Source organism: Paraburkholderia sp. BR13439 (genome assembly GCF_040948805.1).
GTDB lineage: Bacteria > Pseudomonadota > Gammaproteobacteria > Burkholderiales > Burkholderiaceae > Paraburkholderia > Paraburkholderia youngii.
Genome location: NZ_JBFPKN010000004.1, coordinates 236,617 through 258,804, shown reverse-complemented (window position 1 = coordinate 258,804; position 22,188 = coordinate 236,617). Strand labels below are relative to the sequence as shown.

Annotated in this window: 20 protein-coding genes and 2 pseudogenes; 14 read left to right on the top strand and 8 right to left on the bottom strand. The window is 60.5% G+C overall.

Translation table 11 applies throughout. The features are described from left to right. Positions 1–156: 156 nt before the first annotated feature. Complete coding sequence (gene parA / locus AB3X96_RS10420; RefSeq protein ID WP_013092840.1) at positions 157–819, top strand: ParA family partition ATPase; 663 nt, start codon at positions 157–159, stop codon at positions 817–819. A gap of 24 nt (positions 820–843) precedes the next feature. Next, the gene (locus AB3X96_RS10415) at positions 844–1,899 is read left to right on the top strand and encodes a ParB/RepB/Spo0J family partition protein (RefSeq protein ID WP_368589642.1); all 1,056 of its coding nucleotides are present in this window, start codon (positions 844–846) and stop codon (positions 1,897–1,899) included. Between the two features lie 59 nt (positions 1,900–1,958). Here the strand turns inward: AB3X96_RS10415 and AB3X96_RS10410 are convergent, their stop codons facing one another. Next, on the bottom strand, positions 1,959–3,308 hold the full coding sequence (locus tag AB3X96_RS10410; protein ID WP_368589641.1) for a replication initiation protein: 1,350 nt from the start codon (positions 3,306–3,308) through the stop codon (positions 1,959–1,961). Positions 3,309–5,273: 1,965 nt separating this feature from the next. Between AB3X96_RS10410 and AB3X96_RS10405 the strand changes: the two genes are divergently transcribed. After that, positions 5,274–6,503: a DNA-binding protein gene (locus AB3X96_RS10405; RefSeq protein WP_368589640.1), complete on the top strand. Its 1,230-nt coding sequence runs from the start codon at positions 5,274–5,276 to the stop codon at positions 6,501–6,503. Positions 6,504–6,573: 70 nt separating this feature from the next. Here AB3X96_RS10405 and AB3X96_RS10400 read toward each other — a convergent pair whose 3' ends face one another. The 3 genes from AB3X96_RS10400 to AB3X96_RS10390 all read right to left on the bottom strand — a co-directional run bounded on the left by AB3X96_RS10400 (position 6,574) and on the right by AB3X96_RS10390 (position 8,884). After that, on the bottom strand, positions 6,574–7,656 hold the full coding sequence (locus AB3X96_RS10400; protein ID WP_368589639.1) for a tyrosine-type recombinase/integrase: 1,083 nt from the start codon (positions 7,654–7,656) through the stop codon (positions 6,574–6,576). A gap of 114 nt (positions 7,657–7,770) precedes the next feature. Beyond that, entirely contained in the window at positions 7,771–8,169 is a 399-nt protein-coding gene (locus tag AB3X96_RS10395) for a DUF2471 family protein (RefSeq protein WP_368589638.1), read from the bottom strand. A 67-nt stretch (positions 8,170–8,236) separates the two neighbouring features. Further along, complete coding sequence (locus tag AB3X96_RS10390) at positions 8,237–8,884, bottom strand: helix-turn-helix domain-containing protein (RefSeq protein WP_368589637.1); 648 nt, start codon at positions 8,882–8,884, stop codon at positions 8,237–8,239. 137 nt (positions 8,885–9,021) lie between these two features. Between AB3X96_RS10390 and AB3X96_RS10385 the strand changes: the two genes are divergently transcribed. Continuing rightward, positions 9,022–10,227, top strand: a complete 1,206-nt coding sequence (locus tag AB3X96_RS10385) for a glycine C-acetyltransferase (protein ID WP_368589636.1) — start codon at positions 9,022–9,024, stop codon at positions 10,225–10,227. Between the two features lie 28 nt (positions 10,228–10,255). Then, on the top strand, positions 10,256–11,287 hold the full coding sequence (gene tdh / locus AB3X96_RS10380) for an L-threonine 3-dehydrogenase (protein WP_368589635.1): 1,032 nt from the start codon (positions 10,256–10,258) through the stop codon (positions 11,285–11,287). Between the two features lie 41 nt (positions 11,288–11,328). Here tdh and AB3X96_RS10375 read toward each other — a convergent pair whose 3' ends face one another. Next, a complete protein-coding gene (locus AB3X96_RS10375; protein WP_368589634.1) occupies positions 11,329–11,979 on the bottom strand; it encodes a YceI family protein in 651 nt (216 codons plus the stop codon). A 123-nt stretch (positions 11,980–12,102) separates the two neighbouring features. Between AB3X96_RS10375 and AB3X96_RS10370 the strand changes: the two genes are divergently transcribed. From AB3X96_RS10370 to AB3X96_RS10355, 4 genes are all read left to right on the top strand, one after another. Further along, a complete protein-coding gene (locus tag AB3X96_RS10370) occupies positions 12,103–12,774 on the top strand; it encodes a TetR/AcrR family transcriptional regulator (protein WP_368589811.1) in 672 nt (223 codons plus the stop codon). Positions 12,775–12,783: 9 nt separating this feature from the next. Then, a complete protein-coding gene (locus AB3X96_RS10365; protein ID WP_176378817.1) occupies positions 12,784–13,263 on the top strand; it encodes a nuclear transport factor 2 family protein in 480 nt (159 codons plus the stop codon). A 249-nt stretch (positions 13,264–13,512) separates the two neighbouring features. Continuing rightward, on the top strand, positions 13,513–14,028 hold the full coding sequence (locus tag AB3X96_RS10360) for a hypothetical protein (protein WP_368589633.1): 516 nt from the start codon (positions 13,513–13,515) through the stop codon (positions 14,026–14,028). 324 nt (positions 14,029–14,352) lie between these two features. After that, positions 14,353–14,550 carry a hypothetical protein gene (locus AB3X96_RS10355; RefSeq protein WP_368589632.1) on the top strand — a complete coding sequence of 66 codons (198 nt, stop codon included), beginning with the start codon at positions 14,353–14,355 and terminating at the stop codon, positions 14,548–14,550. A gap of 307 nt (positions 14,551–14,857) precedes the next feature. Here the strand turns inward: AB3X96_RS10355 and AB3X96_RS10350 are convergent, their stop codons facing one another. Further along, positions 14,858–15,061, bottom strand: coding sequence for a type IV toxin-antitoxin system AbiEi family antitoxin domain-containing protein (locus AB3X96_RS10350; protein ID WP_368589810.1), 204 nt, complete (start codon positions 15,059–15,061; stop codon positions 14,858–14,860). Continuing rightward, positions 15,034–15,534 carry an AbiEi antitoxin N-terminal domain-containing protein gene (locus AB3X96_RS10345; protein ID WP_368589631.1) on the bottom strand — a complete coding sequence of 167 codons (501 nt, stop codon included), beginning with the start codon at positions 15,532–15,534 and terminating at the stop codon, positions 15,034–15,036. Before AB3X96_RS10345 ends, AB3X96_RS10350 begins: the two co-directional genes overlap by 28 nt. A gap of 353 nt (positions 15,535–15,887) precedes the next feature. Here AB3X96_RS10345 and AB3X96_RS10340 point away from each other — a divergent pair. Beyond that, a pseudogene (locus tag AB3X96_RS10340) lies at positions 15,888–16,164 on the top strand (transposase); the annotation flags it as partial. Positions 16,165–16,822: 658 nt separating this feature from the next. Then, positions 16,823–16,915: pseudogene (locus tag AB3X96_RS10335) on the top strand (hypothetical protein); the annotation flags it as partial. Between the two features lie 7 nt (positions 16,916–16,922). Here the strand turns inward: AB3X96_RS10335 and AB3X96_RS10330 are convergent. Next, the gene (locus AB3X96_RS10330) at positions 16,923–17,411 is read right to left on the bottom strand and encodes an Lrp/AsnC family transcriptional regulator (protein ID WP_176124932.1); all 489 of its coding nucleotides are present in this window, start codon (positions 17,409–17,411) and stop codon (positions 16,923–16,925) included. Positions 17,412–17,487: 76 nt separating this feature from the next. Between AB3X96_RS10330 and AB3X96_RS10325 the strand changes: the two genes are divergently transcribed. The 3 genes from AB3X96_RS10325 to AB3X96_RS10315 all read left to right on the top strand — a co-directional run bounded on the left by AB3X96_RS10325 (position 17,488) and on the right by AB3X96_RS10315 (position 22,177). After that, complete coding sequence (locus AB3X96_RS10325) at positions 17,488–18,909, top strand: MFS transporter (protein ID WP_368589630.1); 1,422 nt, start codon at positions 17,488–17,490, stop codon at positions 18,907–18,909. A 404-nt stretch (positions 18,910–19,313) separates the two neighbouring features. After that, on the top strand, positions 19,314–20,903 hold the full coding sequence (locus AB3X96_RS10320; protein WP_368589629.1) for a gamma-glutamyltransferase family protein: 1,590 nt from the start codon (positions 19,314–19,316) through the stop codon (positions 20,901–20,903). Positions 20,904–20,929: 26 nt separating this feature from the next. Then, the gene (locus AB3X96_RS10315) at positions 20,930–22,177 is read left to right on the top strand and encodes a diaminopropionate ammonia-lyase (protein ID WP_368589628.1); all 1,248 of its coding nucleotides are present in this window, start codon (positions 20,930–20,932) and stop codon (positions 22,175–22,177) included. Positions 22,178–22,188 lie beyond the last annotated feature (11 nt).

Here is a 22,188-nt window from a genome sequence, read left to right as displayed (position 1 = left end):
ACACCCCACACGATCCCGGGGCACACTGCTGATGCCTCTTTATGCGCATAAACCCTTTGCCGAATGGCCTATTTCCGAATTTCCCTTACTTAAATCATTTGAAATAGCAATTCAACCAGGTAAAATCCATTTGCGTCTAAAAAGAGGAGGTGAAATTTGGCGGCAGAAATCATCGCGGTAACACAGCAGAAGGGCGGGGTCGGGAAGAGCACCATCGCGATGCATCTCGGCGCTGCATTTCACGAGAAAGGCAAACGCGTTCTCGTCGTCGACGCGGATGGCCAAAACACTCTGATTCACTGGGCCAGCGCTGCCTCCGACGGCGACATTGGTATCCCATTCGCCGTCGTCAACCTGTCCGAAGCAGGCAGCCAGATCCATCGCGAGATCAAGAAGTTCGTGGCGGACTACGACATCATCGTCGTCGACTGCCCGCCCTCCATCACCGAAAAAGTCTCCGGCGTCGTCCTGCTTGCAGCGAGCGTCGCGGTGATCCCAACTTCGTCGTCCCCCGCCGATTACTGGTCGAGTATCGGCCTCGTCAAGCTCGTTCAGCAGGCGCAGGTCATGAACGAAGACCTGCGTGCCGTGTTCCTGCTCAACAAGACAGAAGAAAAACGGATGCTGACGCGCGAGCTGAAGCGCGCGCTCGAAGAACTCGGCTTCCCTCTCCTCAAGACCCAGATTCCCACGCGCGAAGCCTACAAGCAGGCAATGGCGTTGGGGCAAACGGTGCTTCAGATGAACGACCGCGGCGCGAAGCTCGCCGCGCTCGAAGTACGGGCGTGCGCCAACGAGATCGCCGCCTTGCTCCCGTGAATTTATGCGCATAAAGGACCCTGAATGAAACCGTCCCAATTCGCCAAAGGCTTTCAAGCACGTCCTGACACGACTAGCAGTGAAAAGCGCACCGCACTCGACCGTCTGAATGCGATCGACGGCCTGGTTAAAAATGACGCGAAAAACTCCGCGATCGCCGGGCGTCCGATTCCGGCCGTCGTGCCGTCGCGTCTGCAGGACGCCGAGATCCCTGATCCGGACAACGAATCGGCGGCCTACCGCGCATGGCGGCTCGAGCACGGCTATCGTCCCGGCCAGATCATCGAACTGGCGCTCAAGACCATCAAGCCAAGCCCGTTCAATCCACGGTACTTCTATGTGAAGTCGTCGATTGCGGAGCTTGCCGTCAATCTGGCGAAGCAGGGGCAGCAGCAGGCGATTCACGTCATTCCCGACTACGACAACCCTGGCACCTACTTCGTCAGTGACGGCGGCCGACGCGTGCGCGCGCTGAAAGAAGCGAACAAGGAGTCGGTAAAAGCGATCGTCATCGATCTGCCAATCGGCATCCAAAGCTACAAGCTCGGCTACGACCTCAACGTGCAGCGCGACTCGCAGACCGTTTTCGACAACGCGATCGTGTGGCGACGCTTTCTCGACGAGCGGCATTTCCAGAGCCAGAAGGAACTGGCCGAACATCTCGGGCTCGACGAATCGACGGTCGCAGTCGCGCTGTCCATCGCCAAGCTGCCGGAAACCGTGATGCAGGAGATGGTCGCGCGCCCTGACCGCTTCGGCTCGAACATGGCATACCAGGTCGGCCGCTATCACACGGCTCGCGGCGCGGACGCGACGCTGCGACTGATCAACCGGATCCTTTCCGACGATCTGAGCACACGCCAGGTCGCCGACATCGTCAAAGGGCGGGCGACCGCGCCGGAAAGCACCAAACCGGCGGGCCGGCAGCGCTATGCGCAACGTCTGGAAATCAAGCTTGGTGGTGTGTCGGTCGGCGATCTGAAGTCATATGGGGACGACCGACTCGAGTTGCGCCTGAAAGGCCTCACGCGTGAAAAGCGTGACGATATCCTGCGGCAGATTGAGAAGATGCTGAAGTAAGACATGAGGGGCGGTGCGCGTGCACCGCCCCTTGTCTTTCAAACGCCGTTATCGACCCATCAGGCCGCGCGCGACTGGTTAAGGGTGAAGGCGAGCAGATCGCCGTCGGTGGGTTCGCCCCAGGTCCTGCGCGCGAGCCAGTCGAAGAACGCCGTTTCCACGATCTTCGAATCGAGCCCGCGACGCCGCCAGTCGTCGCGCATGTGCGTGCCGAGCCCCGGCAACTCTTCTTCCTCGAACGATTGCCGCGCGATATCGCGCTCCGACTCCCCCTGTTCGTTGTACAACTCGTAGGCCTGCTTGCGACGGTAAGCCGAGTATTCGCCGAGCAGACGCGCCTTCAGATCGTCGGCCGGCGATGCCAGGGCCTTGCTGGTGCCGCCACCTGCCGGCAGCGCCTCGACCGGCGGCGCATAGCCCTTCTTCAACGCATCCTTGAACAGCGCCGGCGCGCTACGCACCGGCGGCAGCGACGTGCTGCGCATCCGCTGCTCGGTCATCTGCAACGCGGCGCGGATCCGGTTCTCTTCGCTATCCGCGTAAAGCGTCTGCGCTTCCTTCAGCGGAATGCCGATCTTCACCATCCGGTCGACCAGCGTGCTGTCGAACACGTTCGGATGTTCGTCGAGCGCGAGCATCGGCTGCTTGCGCTCGGTCACGCGGAACTGGATTTCGGCGACGCGCCGACCCTCGCGATGCTCGATCAGTTCGACGAAAATGTTCGTGACCGCGTTGACCTCGGCGATGGCCGGGCGCAGGTAGTCGCGCTTGAAATACTTGTACTCGCGCTTCGCCTCGTCGCCGGCTTCGGTATCGGGCGTGCCCGACAGAATCGGCCGCCACCATTCCCAGGTCTCGCGCATCGTCAGATGGCTCGGGTTGGTCAGGTAGCGCACGCAGATCTCGTAGAGCGCGAGGCCCGCGCTGCTGCGCAGCTGGCTTTGGAACTGCAGACTCAGCCGTGCATACTGAACCGGATCGAGCAGCTTCTTCTTGATCTTCGGCGCAAACGAAAACTCGACCCAGACGCGACGCGTGGTCGGATCTTCGAGAATTTCCGCGTCCGCGATCAGCGTCGAAATACCCCATTTGCGGCCGGGCTTTTGACTCGAGGTGCCGGTGCTCCACTCGACCTGCACTGACACCATGCGCCGCAGGTGCTCCTTGACGAGCGCGGTGTCATTGGAATCGAACGCGGAATTAGCGACGATGTCGGACAGCAGCGCCCGATAGGTGTCGCCCGATTCATCCGCTTGCTGGGCCACCGCGAGCAGAACGTTAAAGAGCTTGCGGGTGAGCAACGTGATCTTGCCGCTCTTGGGCTGGATCGCAATTGCCTCGACGGCTTTGCGCAGCTCAGCCGAGCTCGGGCTGACAACATCGGTCTTTTTCGCGCGCTTCGTGGCCATGCGTCGAGGTGAGGGAGGGGATTTCGCGAGAGCATACCGGCTGTGGTGATACGCGTCTATAGCGCCCATCTCACCATTGCCGGTGAAGCGAGTTTACGAAGCGCACCTCACCTCGAGCAAGTCCCGAAAACCCTCACCTCGCCCGCGCGCCACGAGGATCGGGCTCTCCTTGCCGGTCGCGGCGTTTGCGAATCCGGCCCGTTTCGCTGCGTACCGGAACGGGGAGCACCTGATCCCGAATCTTCTCACCTCAAAAATTTTCGCGGATTTTTCGGGACGTCGTGTATACGGACAGTGTGTGGAGCCGGTGGGACTTCGTCTTGCGGCCTCGCGACGGTTTCCTCGATTCTCGCGTGCTGCCGGGCGACGCAAACTCCGCATCAATAATTGGAATTCACGCACGATATCGGACCCGCGGCGCGATGCGGGCGAGCAACGTTCGACTGCGCGGCGCCTCTACTGACGACTCGACCGGCACCGCCGAGAAACCTGCCCCCGTTAACCATCGTTTGCGACTTCGAGCTTCGACCGAACTGCCGTAGAACGGGAGACGAGCCGTAGGCAAATCCTCACCACTCCGGTGCTCCCGAAAACTCTCACCGCAGCACCGCCGAACGGGACAACACGACTCGCGTTTGTGTCGCGCCAGTACCGCATTTCCCAAATGTGATCTCCTGAAAAGCCTCACCTTTGAGGCTGCTGGAGGTCCAAACGTCCCTGTCCTGAGAACTCCTGAAAACCCTCACCTTTGCTGTCGGAAAGGAAAAATTTCCATAATTTCAATAGCTTGCGCCAATTTCACCGAATGTTCGCACCTGGGTGTCCCCGTAAAATCTCACCTTAAGCCGGCTTTTTCGCACCGCAGCACTCTTCATCGCCTTCTCCTGACCTCCCGAAAAGCATCACCTTTGCGATCAGAGACCAGGTATCCCTACTCCCGCCAATTGCCATCAGCCGGGCATCTCCGGCCCGCAGCCTCCATTTCGGTCCCGAATTTCCTCACCTTAACGCTCAGAACCAAAGCCAGAGTGTCCCGAAAAGCCTCACCTTCGGCGAAATCGCCGGCTAAACCAGCGCGCGGATCCGCCTCATCAGCCGGCGCCCCGAATCCCCTCACCTTTCCAATCGCGAGCGATTCCAGCCAGGTGGTCTTTTGGGTCGTCGACGCGTGACAATTCATCTTCGCTCCCGTAAAACCTCACCTCAGCGGTCTGGATGCTCAAAAAGAAAGCAAAATTGGCCACCAGGCCCCGAAAAATCTCACCTTCGTTTCATGTTCTCTCCCGCCAGCGCTCACCTAAGGGGATAACCACCCTAAAAAAGCCCCCAAAAACCACGCTCGCGAGCGTCCCGAAAACCCTCACCTTGGTGGCCCCCAAACCGAATGGGTACTTTTGAGGGCTGTCGGGCGCTTCGCGCTCATGAGGTCCCGCAAAACCTCACCTTTGCCCGAACCCCACGTATACGGCGTTTCCTGAACCCGCTCACGTTCCATCCCGGACCCGCTCACCGAGTGCCCCGAACCTCATCACTCGAGTTTCCCGCAGACCCTCACCAAGTCTCCCGCAAAGTTTCACCTTGCCGGGCTGAAAGCCCCGTCAGACAAGGGTTTGCCGAGGCGTTAACGTTTTTAACAAGGGTTCAAAGGTGTTTACTTTTATTACTCTCAAGCCTTGGACCCCGCGAGTCCCGTGAAACACGGGTCTTACAACCCACAGCCACCGGTGATCAATCGTGAAACAGTGCGCGATCCCGGGAGAATCTGACAAAGCGCTTCTAATACAATGGCTTATTGGCTATTCTTCGTTTTGTTTCACGATAGAAAACGGTACGGACGTGTTTACTATCGCGATTTGCCTGCAAAACTCCGTCTGTATACGCCAATCCGTTCGCCGCCGATAAATCGGTAGCAAACACTACGTAAATTGTTATGATCCATCCAATTCGAGCCACATCGAGGTAAACATGAATCTGGATCAGGAGCGGCAAGCCATTCGCAATGAGCTTGAATCGATGCGTGCGCAGGGCGTGCGCCGCCAGGATCTGTCACTGCATGCATGCAAACGGCTCTTTTTCGATCTCGGCATCCGGCCATCGATGGCGGCCGTGCGCGATCTCACGCAAACCGGCAGCGCGAGCGACATCCCGAAAGACATCGATCATTTCTGGGAGCGCATCCGCAACGTTTCGCGGGTCAAAGTTGGAGCAGGCGCGATACCGAAGGCACTTGAAGATCGCGCCGGCGAACTGCTGGGCGCGCTATTCGAAGAAGCGGTCGTGCAGGCCAAAGCGTCGCTCGATGCCGAACGTGAAGAGATCCGCGCGCAGATCAGCGCCGCCGAAGTTCGCGTACGCGACGCCGAAATTCGTCGGGATGCGGCCGACGACTCTATCAGGCGCAGCGAAGCGCGCGCCGAAGCCGCGTGGGAGCGGGTTCGCGCGCTCGAAGCTCAGTTATCGAGCGCGACTACGCACGGCAGCGTTCACCTTGAAGGTATGCAGGCAACCACGCGCCGGCTCGACCAGGAAAACGAGGCGCTGCGGCAACGGCTCGAAAACGAACAAGCCACCAATGCGACGTTGCGCGACCGGATCGACGCGTTGCACGTCGAACTGCGGCAAAGCACCGAGCACTATGCGCAGCAGATCAAGGATGCGGTCGCCGAAGCGGAGCGGCGCGTCAAGCCGATGCTGGTCGAACTCGATTCGCTGCGCAGCATGGCCGCGACGTATCAGTCAGGCGTGCGCGACGCGAGCCGCAAGGAATTCGAGTTCATTCAGCAGATTGCCGCCGCCAAGGCGCGCGGCGACCGGCTCGAAGCGCAGCTGCGCGAGCAGTCGGATGAAGTCGATGCGCTGACCAAGGAAGTCGCCGCCCTGCGTGGCCAGCAGGGCATCGATCCGGCCATCGCCGTGCTGCTTTGCTCGCTGGTCAGCGAGGGGCGGCTCACGAGCAAAGAGTTGAGCATGATCGGCACCGCGGCCGACGGCCACGTGACGCTGCCCGCGCGATGCCCGAAATGCGAGGAAGGTGAACCGGAGCTGTCGCACGTCGATCACCGTTTCGAATTGGTGTGCCCGGAATGCGAGCACTCCTCCGGCCTCGGCGAATCGCGGCTCGCGGCGGTCAACCAGTTTCTGTCGAACGAGGCGTCCACCGCGCCGTCGTCCCGCTCCGTGCACACGATCCGTTAACCAGAAACGGCCAATCCAACGGAAAAAACGTCAAAGGTGAGGAAATTCGGGAGCGTAAAGGTGAGGTTTTTCAGGGCTCGCCGGCTCCCGTTTTCCTCGTCAAACGCCCGTCACGCCGGGGCTCGGCCAACGGCGCCGCCGCCGGATCGGGCTCCTCTGTCGCGGGCGAATCCTGCTGATCCATCCAAGTTTGCCACGCGCGATACAGCCGGTTCGCGGACACCGCCTGCACGAAGCCGAGCCATTGACCGACCTGTTCGGCCTCCACTCCGCTTTCGAAAAGGTCTGCCGCAAACGTGTTGCGCAAGGTCTGCGGACTCGCGCGCGATTGGCGCGATGCGGCAATTCCCGCTGCGTCGACGAGTGCATCCACCGCGCGCAGCATCGTGGCCTTGTGCATCGGCCTGCCGGACGGCGACGCGGGAAACACGAGGTTGCCGGCCAACTCCGTTAGCCGACGTTCGGCGAGCCAGGCGTCGAGAATCGCCGTTGCGAAAGGCGCGAGCCGTGTGCGGCGTGTCAGCACCGGATTCGGCGACTCGATCGTGACCCACGGCGAGCCCTCTCTCACGCAACTAACCGTAAGCGCTCCCGCTTCGCCCGTCTTCAGTCCTCCACCCAGAAACACGGCGATCAGCGCGCGATCGCGTCGCTCTCTCCAGCGCTGTGCGGTCGACAACGCCGGCAACGGCGCGAACAATCGCGCGATCAACGCTGTGCGTTCCGCATGCGTGAGAAACCCGGTCGGCTCGTTGTCGCGAGCATTGCGCCACGCGGCTTGCCCATCCTGAGCAATGAAACGCGCCGGGTTGGTCGACGCCGATTCGATCTCGCGCACGTGATCGAGCACCCGCTCGATAAGCCGTAAATAGCGGACCCGTTGCGTTTTGCGAATCTCGAGGCCGGCGACGAATTCGGCGATCGCGGGCGTGTCGACCGTCGCGAGGCTTTGTTGCCGCGCGCCGAGCCAATCGAGAAACTGCCCCCACTGCGCCTGATAGACCAACGCCGAAGAGCGACGGAAATGCTGCTTCGCGAGCCACGCATCGAACGCGACCTGCGGGTCGCGACGCCAGTCTTCGCGTTGCTGATCGAACAGATCGGTAGAGGGCGCGGGACGGGGAACGGGGTCGGACAGATGGGGAGGTGACATGGGCATCCTTCTGTTAGTTGCTCCGTTCGGTCCGCGTATTGTAGGCGCTCACCGCAGCACGGCCGACTTCGAGGAACGGATGACAATCCGAGCCATCCCGACATGGCGCCGCCATCAGCCGCCCCATGCCCGGGCGCGCTTCAAGGACGCATCGACCGGCCGTGGCAGCGCCGCGCGGCGCGCGGCTTCCTCGTACGCATTGACGGCAAACGCAAAAACGGCGGGCAATGCATTGGACGTGCCGAAATCCACGCCGTCATCGGTTTCGGGATAAGGCAGATCGGACGGGCGCTGGAACAGCCCGAGCATCAGCGCGTCGTGCCGGCTGGCAAAACCGAGATCGGCCAGCGCCTCGGCTTCGATGGCATGGAGCAGACGCCACGTGAGCGGCACCTGCTTGACGATGTAGCGCGCGGCGATGCTGCGCACGATATGTTCGAGATCGCGCGCGGCGGTCTGGTAGCGCAGCGCGGCGAGCGTTTGATCGGTAGGGTCGGTTTTCAGGTTGTTCATTCTCGGCTCCAATCGACACCTGATACTGTACAAACATACAGTATCAGGCGCAACCTGGCCGAACGGCCTAGCCGTGAATCACCACTAGCAGCGCCTTCGCCTCGCTCTTGCCGACGTTGCGAATCGCGTGCGGTTCATCCGCGACGTAGCGCGCAGTGTCCGCGACCTTGAGCCGCTTCGTCGCGCCGGCCGCCTCGATTTCGATCGAACCGTGCAGCACGGTCAAATGCTCGCGCGTGCCAGGTTCGTGCGCGTTCGACACCAGTGCCCCGCCAGGCTGCAGCGTCAGCTCGTACCACTCGAACTTGCCGGCCAGCTCGATGGGTCCCCACACACGCAACTGGTATTTCGCTTCATGACCGCTTAGCGTAGGAATATCGTGCGGTCCCGAAACGGCGATCGCCTCGGGCGACTTCGGCGGCGCAAACAACGAATCGAGGCTCACGCCGAGCGCGTTGGTCAGCCGCCAGGCAACCGCGATCGTCGGATTGGCCTTGTCGCGCTCGATTTCCGACAGCATCGATTTCGACACGCCGGCCGCTCGCGACAGATCGTCGAGCGTCAAGCGCCGCTCGGCGCGCAGCCGCTGAATCTGCTCGCCGACGCGCGGCGGCGCCGCAATCGCCGCATTCGGCGGCAATGCCGCGCTAGCGGAGGTGGACGCCGCAGTGGCCGCGGCGCGGCGTGTACCCGAACTTGCCATTTCCTGACCCATCGTTTAGAGTTGTTCGATATATCGGATTTTAGTTCGGAAAAACGAAAAAATCCGATAAAGCTGACAACCGACTATAACAGGCCGCCCTTCCCGCGCCCATGCGAACGCGGGCGCCGTCACCCTCAGGAGTCCCGTTCATGCGTGACCAATACCTTGCCCATCTGCGCGGCACCCTCGACCAGATCCGCGCCGACGGCTTCTACAAGAGCGAGCGCGTGATCGCGAGCCCGCAGTCGGCCGACGTGCGTCTCGCCGACGGCAGCGATGTGCTGAACTTCTGCGCGAACAACTATCTTGGTCTCGCCGACGACCCCCGGCTGATCGAAGCCGCCAAGCAGGGCCTCGATAACGACGGCTTCGGCATGGCGTCGGTGCGCTTCATCTGCGGCACGCAAACCGTGCACAAGCAGCTCGAGGCGGCGCTCGCCGCGTTCCTGCAAACCGACGATTGCATTCTCTATTCGAGCTGCTTCGACGCGAACGGCGGCCTGTTCGAAACGCTGCTCGACGAAAACGACGCGATCATCAGCGACGAGCTGAATCACGCGAGCATCATCGACGGCGTGCGGCTGTCGAAGGCGAAGCGCTTTCGCTACAGGAACAACGACCTCGCCGATCTCGAAGCGCGTCTGCAGGAGGCCGATGCGGCTGGCGCGCGCTTCAAGCTGATCGCGACCGACGGCGTGTTCTCGATGGACGGCATCATCGCTAACCTCGCCGGCATCTGCGACCTGGCCGACCGGTACGGCGCGCTGGTGATGGTCGACGATTCGCACGCGGTCGGCTTCATCGGCGAACACGGCCGCGGCACGCCCGAGCATTGCGGGGTGCTGGCGCGCATCGACATCATTACCGGCACGCTCGGCAAGGCGCTCGGCGGCGCATCGGGCGGCTATGTCGCGGCGCGCAAGGAGATCATCGAGCTGCTGCGGCAGCGCTCGCGCCCGTACCTGTTTTCGAACACGCTGACGCCGAGCATCGCCGCGGCGTCGCTCAAAGTACTCGAATTGCTCGCCAGTGATGAAGGCGCGCAACTGCGCGCACGGGTGCGCGAGAACGGCGCGCATTTCCGCCGCGCGATGAGCGCGCTCGGCTTCACGCTCGTGCCGGGCGAACATCCGATCATTCCGGTGATGCTCGGCGACGCGCAACTCGCCGGAAAAATGGCCGATGCGCTGCTCAAGCAAGGCGTCTACGTGATCGGTTTTTCGTTTCCGGTAGTGCCGCGTGGCCGCGCGCGCATCCGCACGCAGATGAGCGCCGCGCATACGCCGGAGCAGATCGATCGCGCCGTCGACGCGTTCGCGCGCGTCGGCCGCGAGCTTGGCGTGATCCAGGCATAGTCGCCGCGTGATTGGAACGGAGAAGCAGATGAAAGCATTGGCAAAACTCGAACGGGGGCCGGGCCTCACGCTGACCGACGTGAAGAAGCCCGAAGTCGGGCACAACGACGTGATGATCCGCATCACGCGCACCGCGATTTGCGGCACCGACATTCATATCTGGAAGTGGGACGACTGGGCGCAAAAGACGATTCCGGTGCCGATGCACGTCGGCCATGAATACGTCGGCGAAATCGTCGAGATGGGGCAGGAAGTGCGCGGCTTTGCGATCGGCGATCGCGTGTCGGGCGAAGGACACATCACCTGCGGTTTCTGCCGCAACTGTCGAGCGGGCCGCCGTCATTTGTGCCGTAACACGATCGGCGTCGGTGTGAATCGCGAGGGCGCGTTCGCCGAATACCTGGTGATTCCGGCCTTCAACGCGTTCAAGATTCCGCCCGAAATCTCCGACGATCTGGCCGCGATCTTCGATCCGTTCGGCAATGCGACGCATACGGCGCTGTCGTTCAATCTCGTCGGCGAGGACGTGCTGATTACCGGCGCGGGGCCGATCGGCATCATGGCGGTCGCCATCGCGAAGCACGTGGGCGCGCGCAACGTCGTGATCACCGACGTCAACGACTATCGCCTCGACCTCGCGCGCAAGATGGGCGCGACGCGCGCGGTGAACGTGTCGCGCGAATCGTTGCGCGACGTGATGCACGATCTGCACATGGCCGAGGGCTTCGACGTCGGCCTCGAAATGTCGGGCGTGCCGAGCGCGTTTACGGACATGCTCCAAGCGATGAACCACGGCGGCAAGATTGCGCTGCTCGGCATTCCGCCCGCGCAAACCGCGATCGACTGGACTCAGGTGATCTTCAAAGGCCTCGAAATCAAGGGCATTTATGGGCGCGAGATGTTCGAGACCTGGTACAAGATGGTCGCGATGCTGCAAAGCGGCCTCGATCTGTCGCCGATCCTCACGCACCATTTCAAGGTCGACGACTATCAGGAAGCCTTCGCGACGATGCTTTCCGGCGAAAGCGGCAAGGTGATTCTCGACTGGACCGCTGCCTGAGTCGGCATCTCACTGTCTGAACGCCAACGCCCGCAGCGCGCTCACGCGCCTGCGGGCGTTTTCACGAATTCGGCCTGGATGCGCACGTGAATATCGTCGCCGACGGCCGGATACCAGGTCGTCAGACCGAACTTCGCGCGGCTGAAATGACCGTCGGCGGCAAAGCCGAGCGTGTCTTTCTTCGTCAGCGGATCGGGCGCGAAGCCGTTGAACGTGACGTCGAGCGTGACCGGCTGCGTGACGCCGCGGATCGTCAGGTCGCCGCTCAGCGTGCCGCGCGCTTCGCCGGTGCGCTCGAAACGCGTGCTCGCGAAGCGGATCTGCGGATAACGCGCGACGTCGAGCATGCTGTCGCTTTTCACCATCTTGTCGAGCAGCGGCACGTTCGTGTCGATGCTCGCGGCGTCGATCGCGACCGACGCCGTACTGCGGTTGAGGCCGCCGTCGTTCCAGTCGAGTTCTCCCTGCTTGCGATTGAAACGCATCGTAAAGCGCGTGTATTTGAAGTGATCGATATCGAACGTGATGCTCGTATGGTCCTGATCGATGTCGTAGCGCCCGGGCGGCACGCGCGCCTCGTTCTGACTGACCGAATGCGTGAGCACCTGGATCGGCGTGCAGGCCATCGCGCCCAGCAGCGTTGCGCCGCGCAGCGCGCGTAGCCATGCGGTGCGAACGGGGGATGTTTTCATCGGAGCGATTCCGGTTGAGCGGTGGACAAGCGATCTCCATCAAGATAGCAGCAAGCGTACCCATCGCGCGGAAGCTCGAAGAAAAACTTGACGAGAGAGAATGATCGTTCTACCTTTCTGTCGATGACACACGATTCGAATCCGACTGCCCAAAACGACGCGGCCCAGCCCGGCACCGCGCGCGACCGCCTGCTCGATGCCGCGGAGGCGCTCATTTACGCCGGCGGCATCCACGCAACCGGCGTCGATGCGATCGTGCGGCAGTCCGGCACCGCGCGCAAAAGCTTCTACACGCATTTCGAATCGAAAGACGCGCTGATCGCGGCCGCGCTCGAACGGCGCGACGAGCGCTGGATGAACTGGTTTATCGCCAGCACGCAACGGTACGGTAAGAATGCGCGCAAACGCCTGCTCGGCATGTTCGACGTGCTGCGCGAGTGGTTCGCATCGGCTGATTTTCATGGCTGCGCGTTTCTGAACGCGGCCGGCGAAATCGAATCGGCCGACGATCCGATCCGCGTCGTCGCGCGCAAACACAAGGCACGTCTGCTCGATTTCGTGCGCGCCGAATGCGACGCGTTCGCGGCGCAAGCGCAAATCGATGCGCGTCGCGCGGCGCCGCTCGCGCGGCAATGGCTCGTGCTGCTCGACGGCGCGATCGCGGTGGCGCTCGTCAGCGGCGAAGCCGCTGCGGCGCTCGACGCGCAGGCGGTCGGCAAGACCTTGCTCGATGCGGCAGCGAAACCCGCTGCCATCAAACGGCCGCCATCCCGGCGCACCGCACGACCTGACTGAGGAACCATCATGGCCGATACGATCGAAACCCGCCCGCCGCTGCCGCCGTTCACGCGCGACACCGCGATCCAGAAAGTGCGCGCCGCGGAAGACGCGTGGAACACGCGCGAACCCGAGCGCGTCTCGCTCGCGTACACGACGGATAGCATGTGGCGCAACCGCGCCGAATTCGTGCATGGCCGTGCGGAGATCGTCGGATTTCTGCGCCGCAAGTGGGCGAAGGAGCTCGACTATCGGCTGATCAAGGAGCTGTGGTCGTTCACCGACAACCGCATCGCGGTGCGCTTCGCGTACGAATGGCACGACGATTCGAACAACTGGTTCCGCTCGTACGGCAACGAGAACTGGGAGTTCAACGAGCACGGTCTGATGGCGCGTCGCCACGCAAGCATCAATGACCTGCCGATCCGCGAAGCCGACCGATTGTATCGCTGGCCGCTCGGCCGGCGGCCCGACGATCACCCCGGCCTGTCCGATCTCGGTCTGTAGACGTTCCCACCACGTTCATCGCCGACGGCGCGCCCGCTGCGCGCCGCGAACTTCTTCACCGCGTGTTCATCAGGACGCCATCGGTTCTCCTTTATCCTGGCGGTTCCGGCTGCGGGGCACGTCGCATGCCCGGCCGGGCCGAGCGAGTCCTCAACATCGAGCGCGCGGCTTCAGGTACAGTGCGCGTCGGGCGGCACGCGGATCGCCAGAACACGATGACACCGGCGCTCGACCGGTGACGGAGAAGAAATGCACTTCAGGCAGATGAACAAGAATATCCGGCGCGCCGCGGTGGCGCTTTTCGCAAGCTTCGCGGCGGTCTCCACGGCACACGCGAGCTGGTGTGACGGCGGTGTATGGGTCGACGCGATGCTCGGCTCGTATCACATCAATCCCGATCCCGATACGCACTTCGAGCAGTTCAACCCCGGGCTGGGCGTCGAATGCTGGCTGAACAACCAGTGGGCGCTGACGGCCGGCGGCTTTCGCAACTCGCTGCGTCGGCCGTCCTACTATGGCGGCGCCGTGTGGGCGCCCGAGTTCGCGCATTGGGGCATCGTGCGGATCGCGGCGATCGGCGGGATCATCTCTGGCTATAACTACGGCAACTGGGGTCTCGGCAGCAATCATACGATCGGCCCGGTGGTCGCGCCGATCGTGATGCTCGAATACAAGCGCGTCGGCGCGAACTTCATCGTCATTCCGCCGATCCCTTCGGATAATCTGCCCTTTACGATTGGTTTTCAGGTGAAGATGAAGTTCTGACGGAGTTATCGCAGCACAAAAAAGATGCGACTTTTCGGAAATCACCTAAATCGCACAACAGAGTTGCGACCTTCCGTCTCACATTACGAAACGTGCTCGCTTTGCCTTACGGAGCGCAGATGTGTGCGATTGGGTGTCAGCGGTCCAACTGCGACCAACTCGGCGAATTTTTTTCTTGCGGCGGAATAGCTTAGTTCGTTATGCGAAGCTAAAAGTTGCGACCTTGCTTATCGCATAAGGCTCCCGAGGTGATTCGTACGTGACGATGGGGCAGCTCAACCCGACTGCACATTCGTCTCCATTTCGGATGAGTCAACGGGAGATATGTCCAAAACTCACTTCGGTGAACCGCTGAACTGGCATCCGTTCGCCTTCTCAAAATCTTCGCGGATGGGTGAGCTGTTCCAGGATGGTGAGGACTTCCAGAAAGGTGAGGATCTCCAGGGAGGTGAGGATTTCCAGGGGGGTGGGTGTGAGGATTTCCAGGAAGGTGAGGGCTTCCAGGAGGCAAACATGCGTTGAAAATAAGCTGAGCGCTTTCAGTTGTCAGCGACGCAGTAAGAAGTGGCGAATCGAACGCATGTCTCGTGGCCGGTGATGAATCTGGCTCACGCGCTTTCACCAAAGCCCGCATGTGGGCGTCAAGGACGGTGAATGAGTTCGGGACGGTGAGAATTTCCAGGAGCTAAGACGATGGACAAATTCGTATCTCCCGAAAAGGCTCACCTTGCCTCCGGCGGCTGCAGCGAAATGTGTGCGAATTGGCGTGAGGAAATGCGTCCCATGCGACGTCGCCGCAGACGTTGACCGATCGAGTGAGCCGCCGATCCTACGGTTTTAGCGTAAGTCGGCGACCATCCTTTCCGCTTCGTGACCATCGCTTTCCAGGACTACGCACCTCGACGTACGCCTGAAGATTGTTGCCCCATGCATGTCCGCTAGTTCGTCCCAAATCTCGCACAAGTTTGAGAACTTTCACTCGAATGCAGTACCCGAGAATTGAGACTAAAACGTCAACGCGAAGATTACGCATGAGTTCAGCGAGATGCATTGCCTCTTCCAGCGTCTGTCTTTATCACCCGCCTTGCCGATGGAGCTTGCAAGTTCAAGAAGGGCAAGTTCCGGGATTGAAACGAGAATTTCGTTGTTCTTGTTGGGTAATGGACGTAGCCAAGCTGCTATTGGCGCATTGTTTTGAAACAACTGGGTGGTCTGAAAGCTGAAGGGCATGTGTTCGCCAACCCAGTCCGGAAACCTATACGACTGGAAAGCCAATAGAGCGATTCTGGGGCGGAACGCTATGTTGTGTCTTATCCCTTTCCAATCAAGCGCGGTCTTTCCTCCGACGTGAAGGCAAGGCACGCTTCGGCTCAGATAAGCAATAACGCCGTCCGTCGATAATTGGTCCCCAACGAGCAGATAGGCCCCCTTCGAGAGGCGCTTGAGCCAGCCGGCACGAACCAGGTAACTGGTCTCTGATGCTCCAATCCCCAGCGTCCGTAACATTTCCGGGTCGAGAGGTCGGCCGCGGGGTGCCTTCTCGAGTAGGCGTTGTACCGTCGTATTAGCCAAGTATCAGCCTTTTGCGTAGCTTCTAAGCCGTACCACGCGAATCTGTCACAGTTGGTGCAAGCAAAGTACGTTAAACGTGTCTCAATCCTCACCCGCGCTGGTTCGCCGTTCGTGCGACTGTCCGCTTCCGAGGAACATGTACGCTGCTGCCAGCGCCCCCAGTGGGACGAGGTGATGTCCGCTGATTTGCCTTGCCTTCAGACTAATTGTCTGCATCACGTTTGTAGTGGCCGCTGATGCCTATTGCATGCAAATAGCACTGAAATTACCTTCTCTGGGGAATCTACCGCCGGATCCGACGGTGGGAGCACGAAGGCGTACTGGAGGCCATGCAGCGCCGGTTTGACCGGAAGCCTGATGCGATGACCATCCGGCGAATTACGGTCGAGCACGTCTTCGGTACGCTCAAACACTGGATGGGACCCGCACACTTCCTGACCAGGACACCTGGACGGGGTGAGTACGGAGATGAGTCTTCAGGTTCTGGCGTACAACATCAAACGAGTCATGAACTTACTTGGCGTTACAGAAGCGATGAAAGCAATCAAAATGGCCGCAAGCTGAAGCCCCGAGGGGTTTTGTCGCGTGCGCTCTGCTCGGTTAGGTCGATCGCTTCGTATTGAACTCAATCGACATGATCCTCGAACTCGCGCTCAGTCGCAGAGATCTCGTTTCCACACGATCTCGACCCACTCCGGTCAGACAACTTGTTCCAAACCGGTCAGTCAGCCAATTTCAAGTTCGCGAACTGGAATGCCAGTAAGCGGCCGTTGGCGACCTCACCCCATCGGCCAGGAGCAGCCACTCGACTTGAGCGCGTAGATCGTCAACAATCACGGCCGCAGACATCCCGGGCCGCCGACTTGCGTCTATCGGAACATTACTGAGCGTATTCAGAGGCCCCTTTTACTACGCCGCAGCGCCCATCGCCCACCCGCGAAAAACCGGAACGCTCTGATTCCCCCTCCCTCAAGACACCAACGATCCCGACCATGACCCGTTATCACGTTATTCCCGGCTTTACCGCGTCATGTCGCCGAGCAGGCGCGCAAACAGAGCAGACAATGCTCAATATGAAGCGTACACCTAACGCCACCGGCCTCGATTGAACGACGTTTTGAGTGTACGCGTCTTCCTGACTTACTTCGGGCGCGACTATGACGAGATAAACTAGGTCTACCGGTCTTACTTCGAAGACGACCACCGTCCAGCGCGAACCTGTGTCGGCGTGACAGAACTGGTTCGCAGCGTCTTAGTTGAGATCGACTGCGTCGCTCGCCGACCAGTTGACCCCAAACTCCAGCCAGCAACATGAGGTGACTCTACAGATCAAGGGGAATCGGCATCGCGAACTTCAGCTGATTCATGACAACGAGTGTATTGAAGCGACGCACATTGTTGTTTCCGAAAAAGAAGTGGCGCGTGAAGTTCTCGTAGTCGGGCATGCTTGAGGCCGAGATCATCATCACGAAGTCGACGTCGCCTGTGACGTAGTGGCACTGGATGATCTCGGGCGCCTGCATGACCGCCCGTTTGAAATCGTCAATCATGTCTGCGCGCTCGCGCTCAAGGGATACGAGCGCCAGCATTGTCATAGATTTGCCGACGCGTGACGGGTCCACAACCGAAACATCCTTGACGATCACCTTCGCCTCACGCAGACGTTTCAGCCGTCTCAGGCATGACATGGAAGAGAGGTTGACCCTTTCTGACAGCTGTTGTGCAGTGAGCTGATTATTTTCCTGTACGGCGCCCAATAGCTTCAGATCAAACGTATCCAGCTCCGTCTTGTGGTCGGTGCTTTTTTTCATTCCCGTGCCCGTTTATGTTGAAAATTAACACACCGCGGCGTGCTTCTATTATTTTACATCGGAGGTCTTCCATAAAATGAAATTGTTCGTCAAACAAGGAGGGGACAGCGTGTTCAGCCATAAACAGGGAAGCACGATTGCGGGGCGCCTGGATCGCATTCCCACGCATTCGTTTCATACCCGCCTCCTCGGTCTGGTTGGTGGCGGGATGCTTGTCGATAATTTCGACATCTATATTGCTGGGTCGGTCCTCGTCGTCCTGTTGCACAGTGGCTGGTCGACACTTTCCTCGAACGCTGCGTTTGTTTCCGCAACATTCGCCGGAATGATGATCGGTACGTTTGCAGCGGGGTTGATCGGCGATCGATATGGCAGAAAGCTTACCTTCCAGATCAACCTTGCAGTATTCGGCCTTGCCTCAATCGGCGCAGCGGCCGCTACCAACATAGATCTACTCATCGCGATGCGATTTATCTGCGGCGTGGGCCTTGGTGCAGAGATCGTCACCGGTTACAGCACACTTGCTGAATTTGTTCCGCCCCAGTCGCGCGGCAAATGGCTTGCCCTGCTGTCAACGTTCTCTTCCTGCGGACTTCTTACAGCAACGCTCTTCAGTTATTTGCTGATCCCCATTGCTGGTTGGCGCATTATGTTCGCGATCCCCGGCGTTGCAGCGCTATTCGTTCTGTGGCTGCGAAAGGCTATTCCCGAGTCGCCGCGCTGGCTGGAGATGCGTGGACGACATGCCGAGGCGGACGCCATCGTCTGCTCCATCGAGGACTCCGCACGTAAGACCGGTGCAACATTGGCTTCCCCCGCCGCTTTTCCCATGCGCACTTCGGAATCGATCTGGCAGTTGAAGTTTCTACGACCGCTCGTCCTCGGCACGATCATGCAGGTTGTGCTTTTTACGGTGCTCTATGCACTTGTAGCATGGCTCCCCACGTTCCTGGCACGGCAGGGAATGCCGATCAACCAGTCATTAAAGCAGTCTGCAATCATGGCACTCGGTGGTCCGGTGGGCGCGTTTGTCGCCCGCCTGCTTGCCGATCGTCTGGGCCGCCGCAAAGGGATCATTTTCGGGTCTGTAATCGCCGCCGCGATGGCCGCCGCCTTCGGCCACGTTTCGTCGCCCATGGTGGCGATGTCATTCGGCTTCGCAACGTATGCATCGCTCTTCTATCTGCTGGCCACGGTGCAGGCCATTTACCTGCCGGAGATCTTTCCGACAGAAATCCGGATGCGCTGCAACGCCGTGTGCGTTGGCATTGGCCGCGCAAGCGCGATTGGTGCTCCTTTCGTCATCGTCTACCTCTTCGAACATGGTGGAGTCACCGCGGTCATCACGTTGATCTGGATACTGTTTGCAGTTCAGGCTGTGTCGATGGCCGTTCTCGGATCGGAAACGAGCCGCAAGCCGCTCGATGATGTTGGAGGGAGCCCTGTTGATCAACGTCCGCCCCGCTCAACTGGAAGAACTGCTGCGTGGAGCCAGTAATGATGTATCGAGCGAACGATCGCATGCTCACGCCCCGGGCGTTGCGCTCTGCCGTACGAAAAGGCACCTATAGAGGCCATACGGCAGGACATGCGCCTGGCTATGTGCAGGGCAATATCTGCATCGTTCCGCGTGATTTATCTTCCGACACTGGGGACCGATATCGATATTCGCACCGATGTGCCGCGATATCACGTCCTCGAGCACGGCGTACTCACCGCGGAGGTTCAGGACTTACGTGCGTTGTGGCACGCTGACCTTGTGACATTCTTACTCGGCTGTTCGTAGCTCGCCGCCCCGCACGCGCGGCCGCCACTTTGCATCACTCACGCACTGTCGTCGATGTTGGTAACCGATCTGCGAAACGCGTCTCTGGCTGTTATCTGACCTACTGGAAATGTCTCATGCGTGACTTTGAACTCCCCGGGCGTTCTGAGGCTCTTGGCACCCGCGGTATGGCCGCCGCCTCACATCCTCAAGCCACCCTTGCTGCGCTCGACGTCCTGAAGGCAGGCGGCAATGCTGTCGATGCAGCGATTACAGCGGCCGCAGTGCTTGCGGTCGTTGAACCCACACAGACTGGAATTGGTGGCGACTGCTTCGTCCTGCTAAAACGCCCCGAGCAATCAATCATCGCACTGGACGGTGCTGGTTGGGCGTGCGCTGGCGCAAGCGCGTCGGAGTACCGGGCGTCTGGCGTAGCTGGAATCAATCCCCTCTCGGCACATGCAGTGACGGTGCCCGGCTCCATTCGGACGTGGGCCCAACTTGCACGGGACCACGGGACCCGCCCGTGGCCCTCCCTGCTGCACCCAGCCATCGAGGCAGCCGCGAACGGCGCGCCGGTCACAGAAAGGCTTGCACGAGACTGGGCCCGACAGACGGTCAAACTGAGCAACGACGCCGACACCGCGAGGGTTTTCCTTCATAGCGACGGGAGCGCTTATCAGGCCGGCGAGTTGCACAGGCAGCCCGCCCTCGCGGAAGCGCTGTCATCGATTGCGTCGGATGGTCCAGACGTTTTCTACGAGGGATGGATCGCCGAGGATATCGTGACCAAGCTGAGAACGCTTGGCGGTTATCACCGGGCCGATGACTTTGCGGACTGGCGTCCTCGTTACGTCACCCCGATCTCCACTTCATACCGCGGGTACGAGCTCTGGGAGTGCCCACCGAGTGGGCAGGGAATTATTGCTCTCGGAATGGCCGCGATGCTCGAACGCTTCGATGTGTCGAAGTTTGGTCCGCTCTCGGTGGAACGTTTCCATCTTCAAACCGAAGTGGCCCGACTGGCCTATGCCGAACGCGATCATTATCTATCCGATAGCGAAGATCCGGACACAATCGTGCAGCACATGCTTGCCGCAGACAGAATTGACCAGCGCATTGCGCGCATCCGGATGAATGGCCGAATGGCCGACGCGGCTCCAATGTATGGGCCGGCTCACCGTGACACGATCTACCTGACCGTCGTTGACAAGGACGGACTCGCGGTCTCCTTCATCAACTCGATCTTTGATGACTTCGGCAGCGGACTGATTGCTCCACGTTCGGGCATCCTTCTTCACAACCGTGCTTGTGGCTTTGTGACGGACCCTGCTCACCCTAACGCCATCGCCGGCAGAAAGCGGCCGATGCATACGATCATACCCGCGATGCTGACCCGAGACGGCGAAGCCGTCATGTCATTCGGCGTCACCGGCGCGCATTTCCAGCCGCTCGGACAGATTCAGGTCCTGACAAACATCGTGGACTACGGAATGGGAATCCAGGAAGCACTCGATCACCCCCGCATGTTTGCCCATGGCGACACGCTTCATCTTGAACACACTGTGCCTCAGCCAGTCTGGAGCGGACTTCGCGCGCTCTCCCATTTCCCTCAGCCGGCTCCGAATCCACTGGGGACAGGACAGGCCATCTGGATTGACAGGGCGCGCGGACTACTCAGGGGCGGTGCCGATCCACGTCGCGACGGCGTTGCGCTCGGCTATTGATCAATCACTTTTACAGGAAACATTCCGTGACGAAGCTCGTGTCCGGCCCGTTGGGCTTTCTCCTTAATCCGCAACCGCCGCGCCAACATCCATATCACCTTGGCGGACTCAGCGAAATCCTGAACCTGCACGCATTGAACGAAGCGAGAGCCGAGATCACGACGTGGCCCGGTTACGCCGTCACGCCTCTCGTCGCGCTTCAAGGGCTCGCTTCGAAGGCCGGACTCGGGAACATCCTGTACAAGGACGAAGGGTCGCGCTTCGGACTGGGCAGCTTCAAGGCTCTTGGCGGTGCGTATGCAGTATTGCGCTATTTGAAAAAGGAAGTGTCGAGGCGGCTCGGGGTGGAACCTGACACGTCCTCCCTCATTCGTGGCGAGCATCGGGAGATCACCGAGATGCTTACCGTCGTCTGTGCGACCGACGGAAACCATGGCAAGTCGGTTGCCTGGGGGGCGAGAAACTTTGGCTGCAAGTGCGTGATCTATGTCCATGCACACGTCAGCCAGGCGCGACGTGACGCGATCGCAGCCTACGGGGCGAGCGTGCTTGAAGTCAAGGGCGCCTACGACGACGCCGTGCGCAAGGCCGCCGACGATGCGTTGGAAAATGGATGGCAGGTTATCTCGGACACGTCCTACGAGGGATACACGGAAGTACCGCGCGATGTCATGCAAGGTTACGGCATCATTGCCGCAGAGGCCGCGACCCAGTTCCCCGCCGGCGTGCGTCCCACTCACGTCTTCGTACAGGGTGGCGTTGGCGGGGTTGCGGCAAGCCTGTGTTCGTGGTTCTGGGAGAGCTACGGAAGCGATGCCCCGCGATTCATCATTGTCGAGCCAGCTAATGCCGATTGCCTGATCCGTAGCGCTGGGGCGGGCAAACCCACTCCGGCCGCGGGCGACCTGGACACCATCATGGCCGGCCTCGCGTGCGGCGAGGTATCGGTTATCGCATGGGAGATTCTGCGAGAAGGCGCAGATGCGTTTCTGACAGTGACAGACGAGGCGGCCGCGAGCTGTATGCGCCTGCTTGCCGACGCCCCGTTCGGCGACGCCAGAGTGGTTGCGGGCGAATCAGCGGTTGCAGGTCTCGCGGCAGTACTGCTCGCCGCAACTGATCCGCAAAAGCGCAAAGCGCTGGGCTTGTCGGAATCGAGCGTCGTGATGCTGGTTGGGACCGAGGGCGCGACTGACCCGGCCCTTTATGAACAGATCGTCGGGCGTAGTGCCGATGCAGTACGCGACAGCATGCTGCAAGTGGCCGACGCGTGATTTGAGGGATT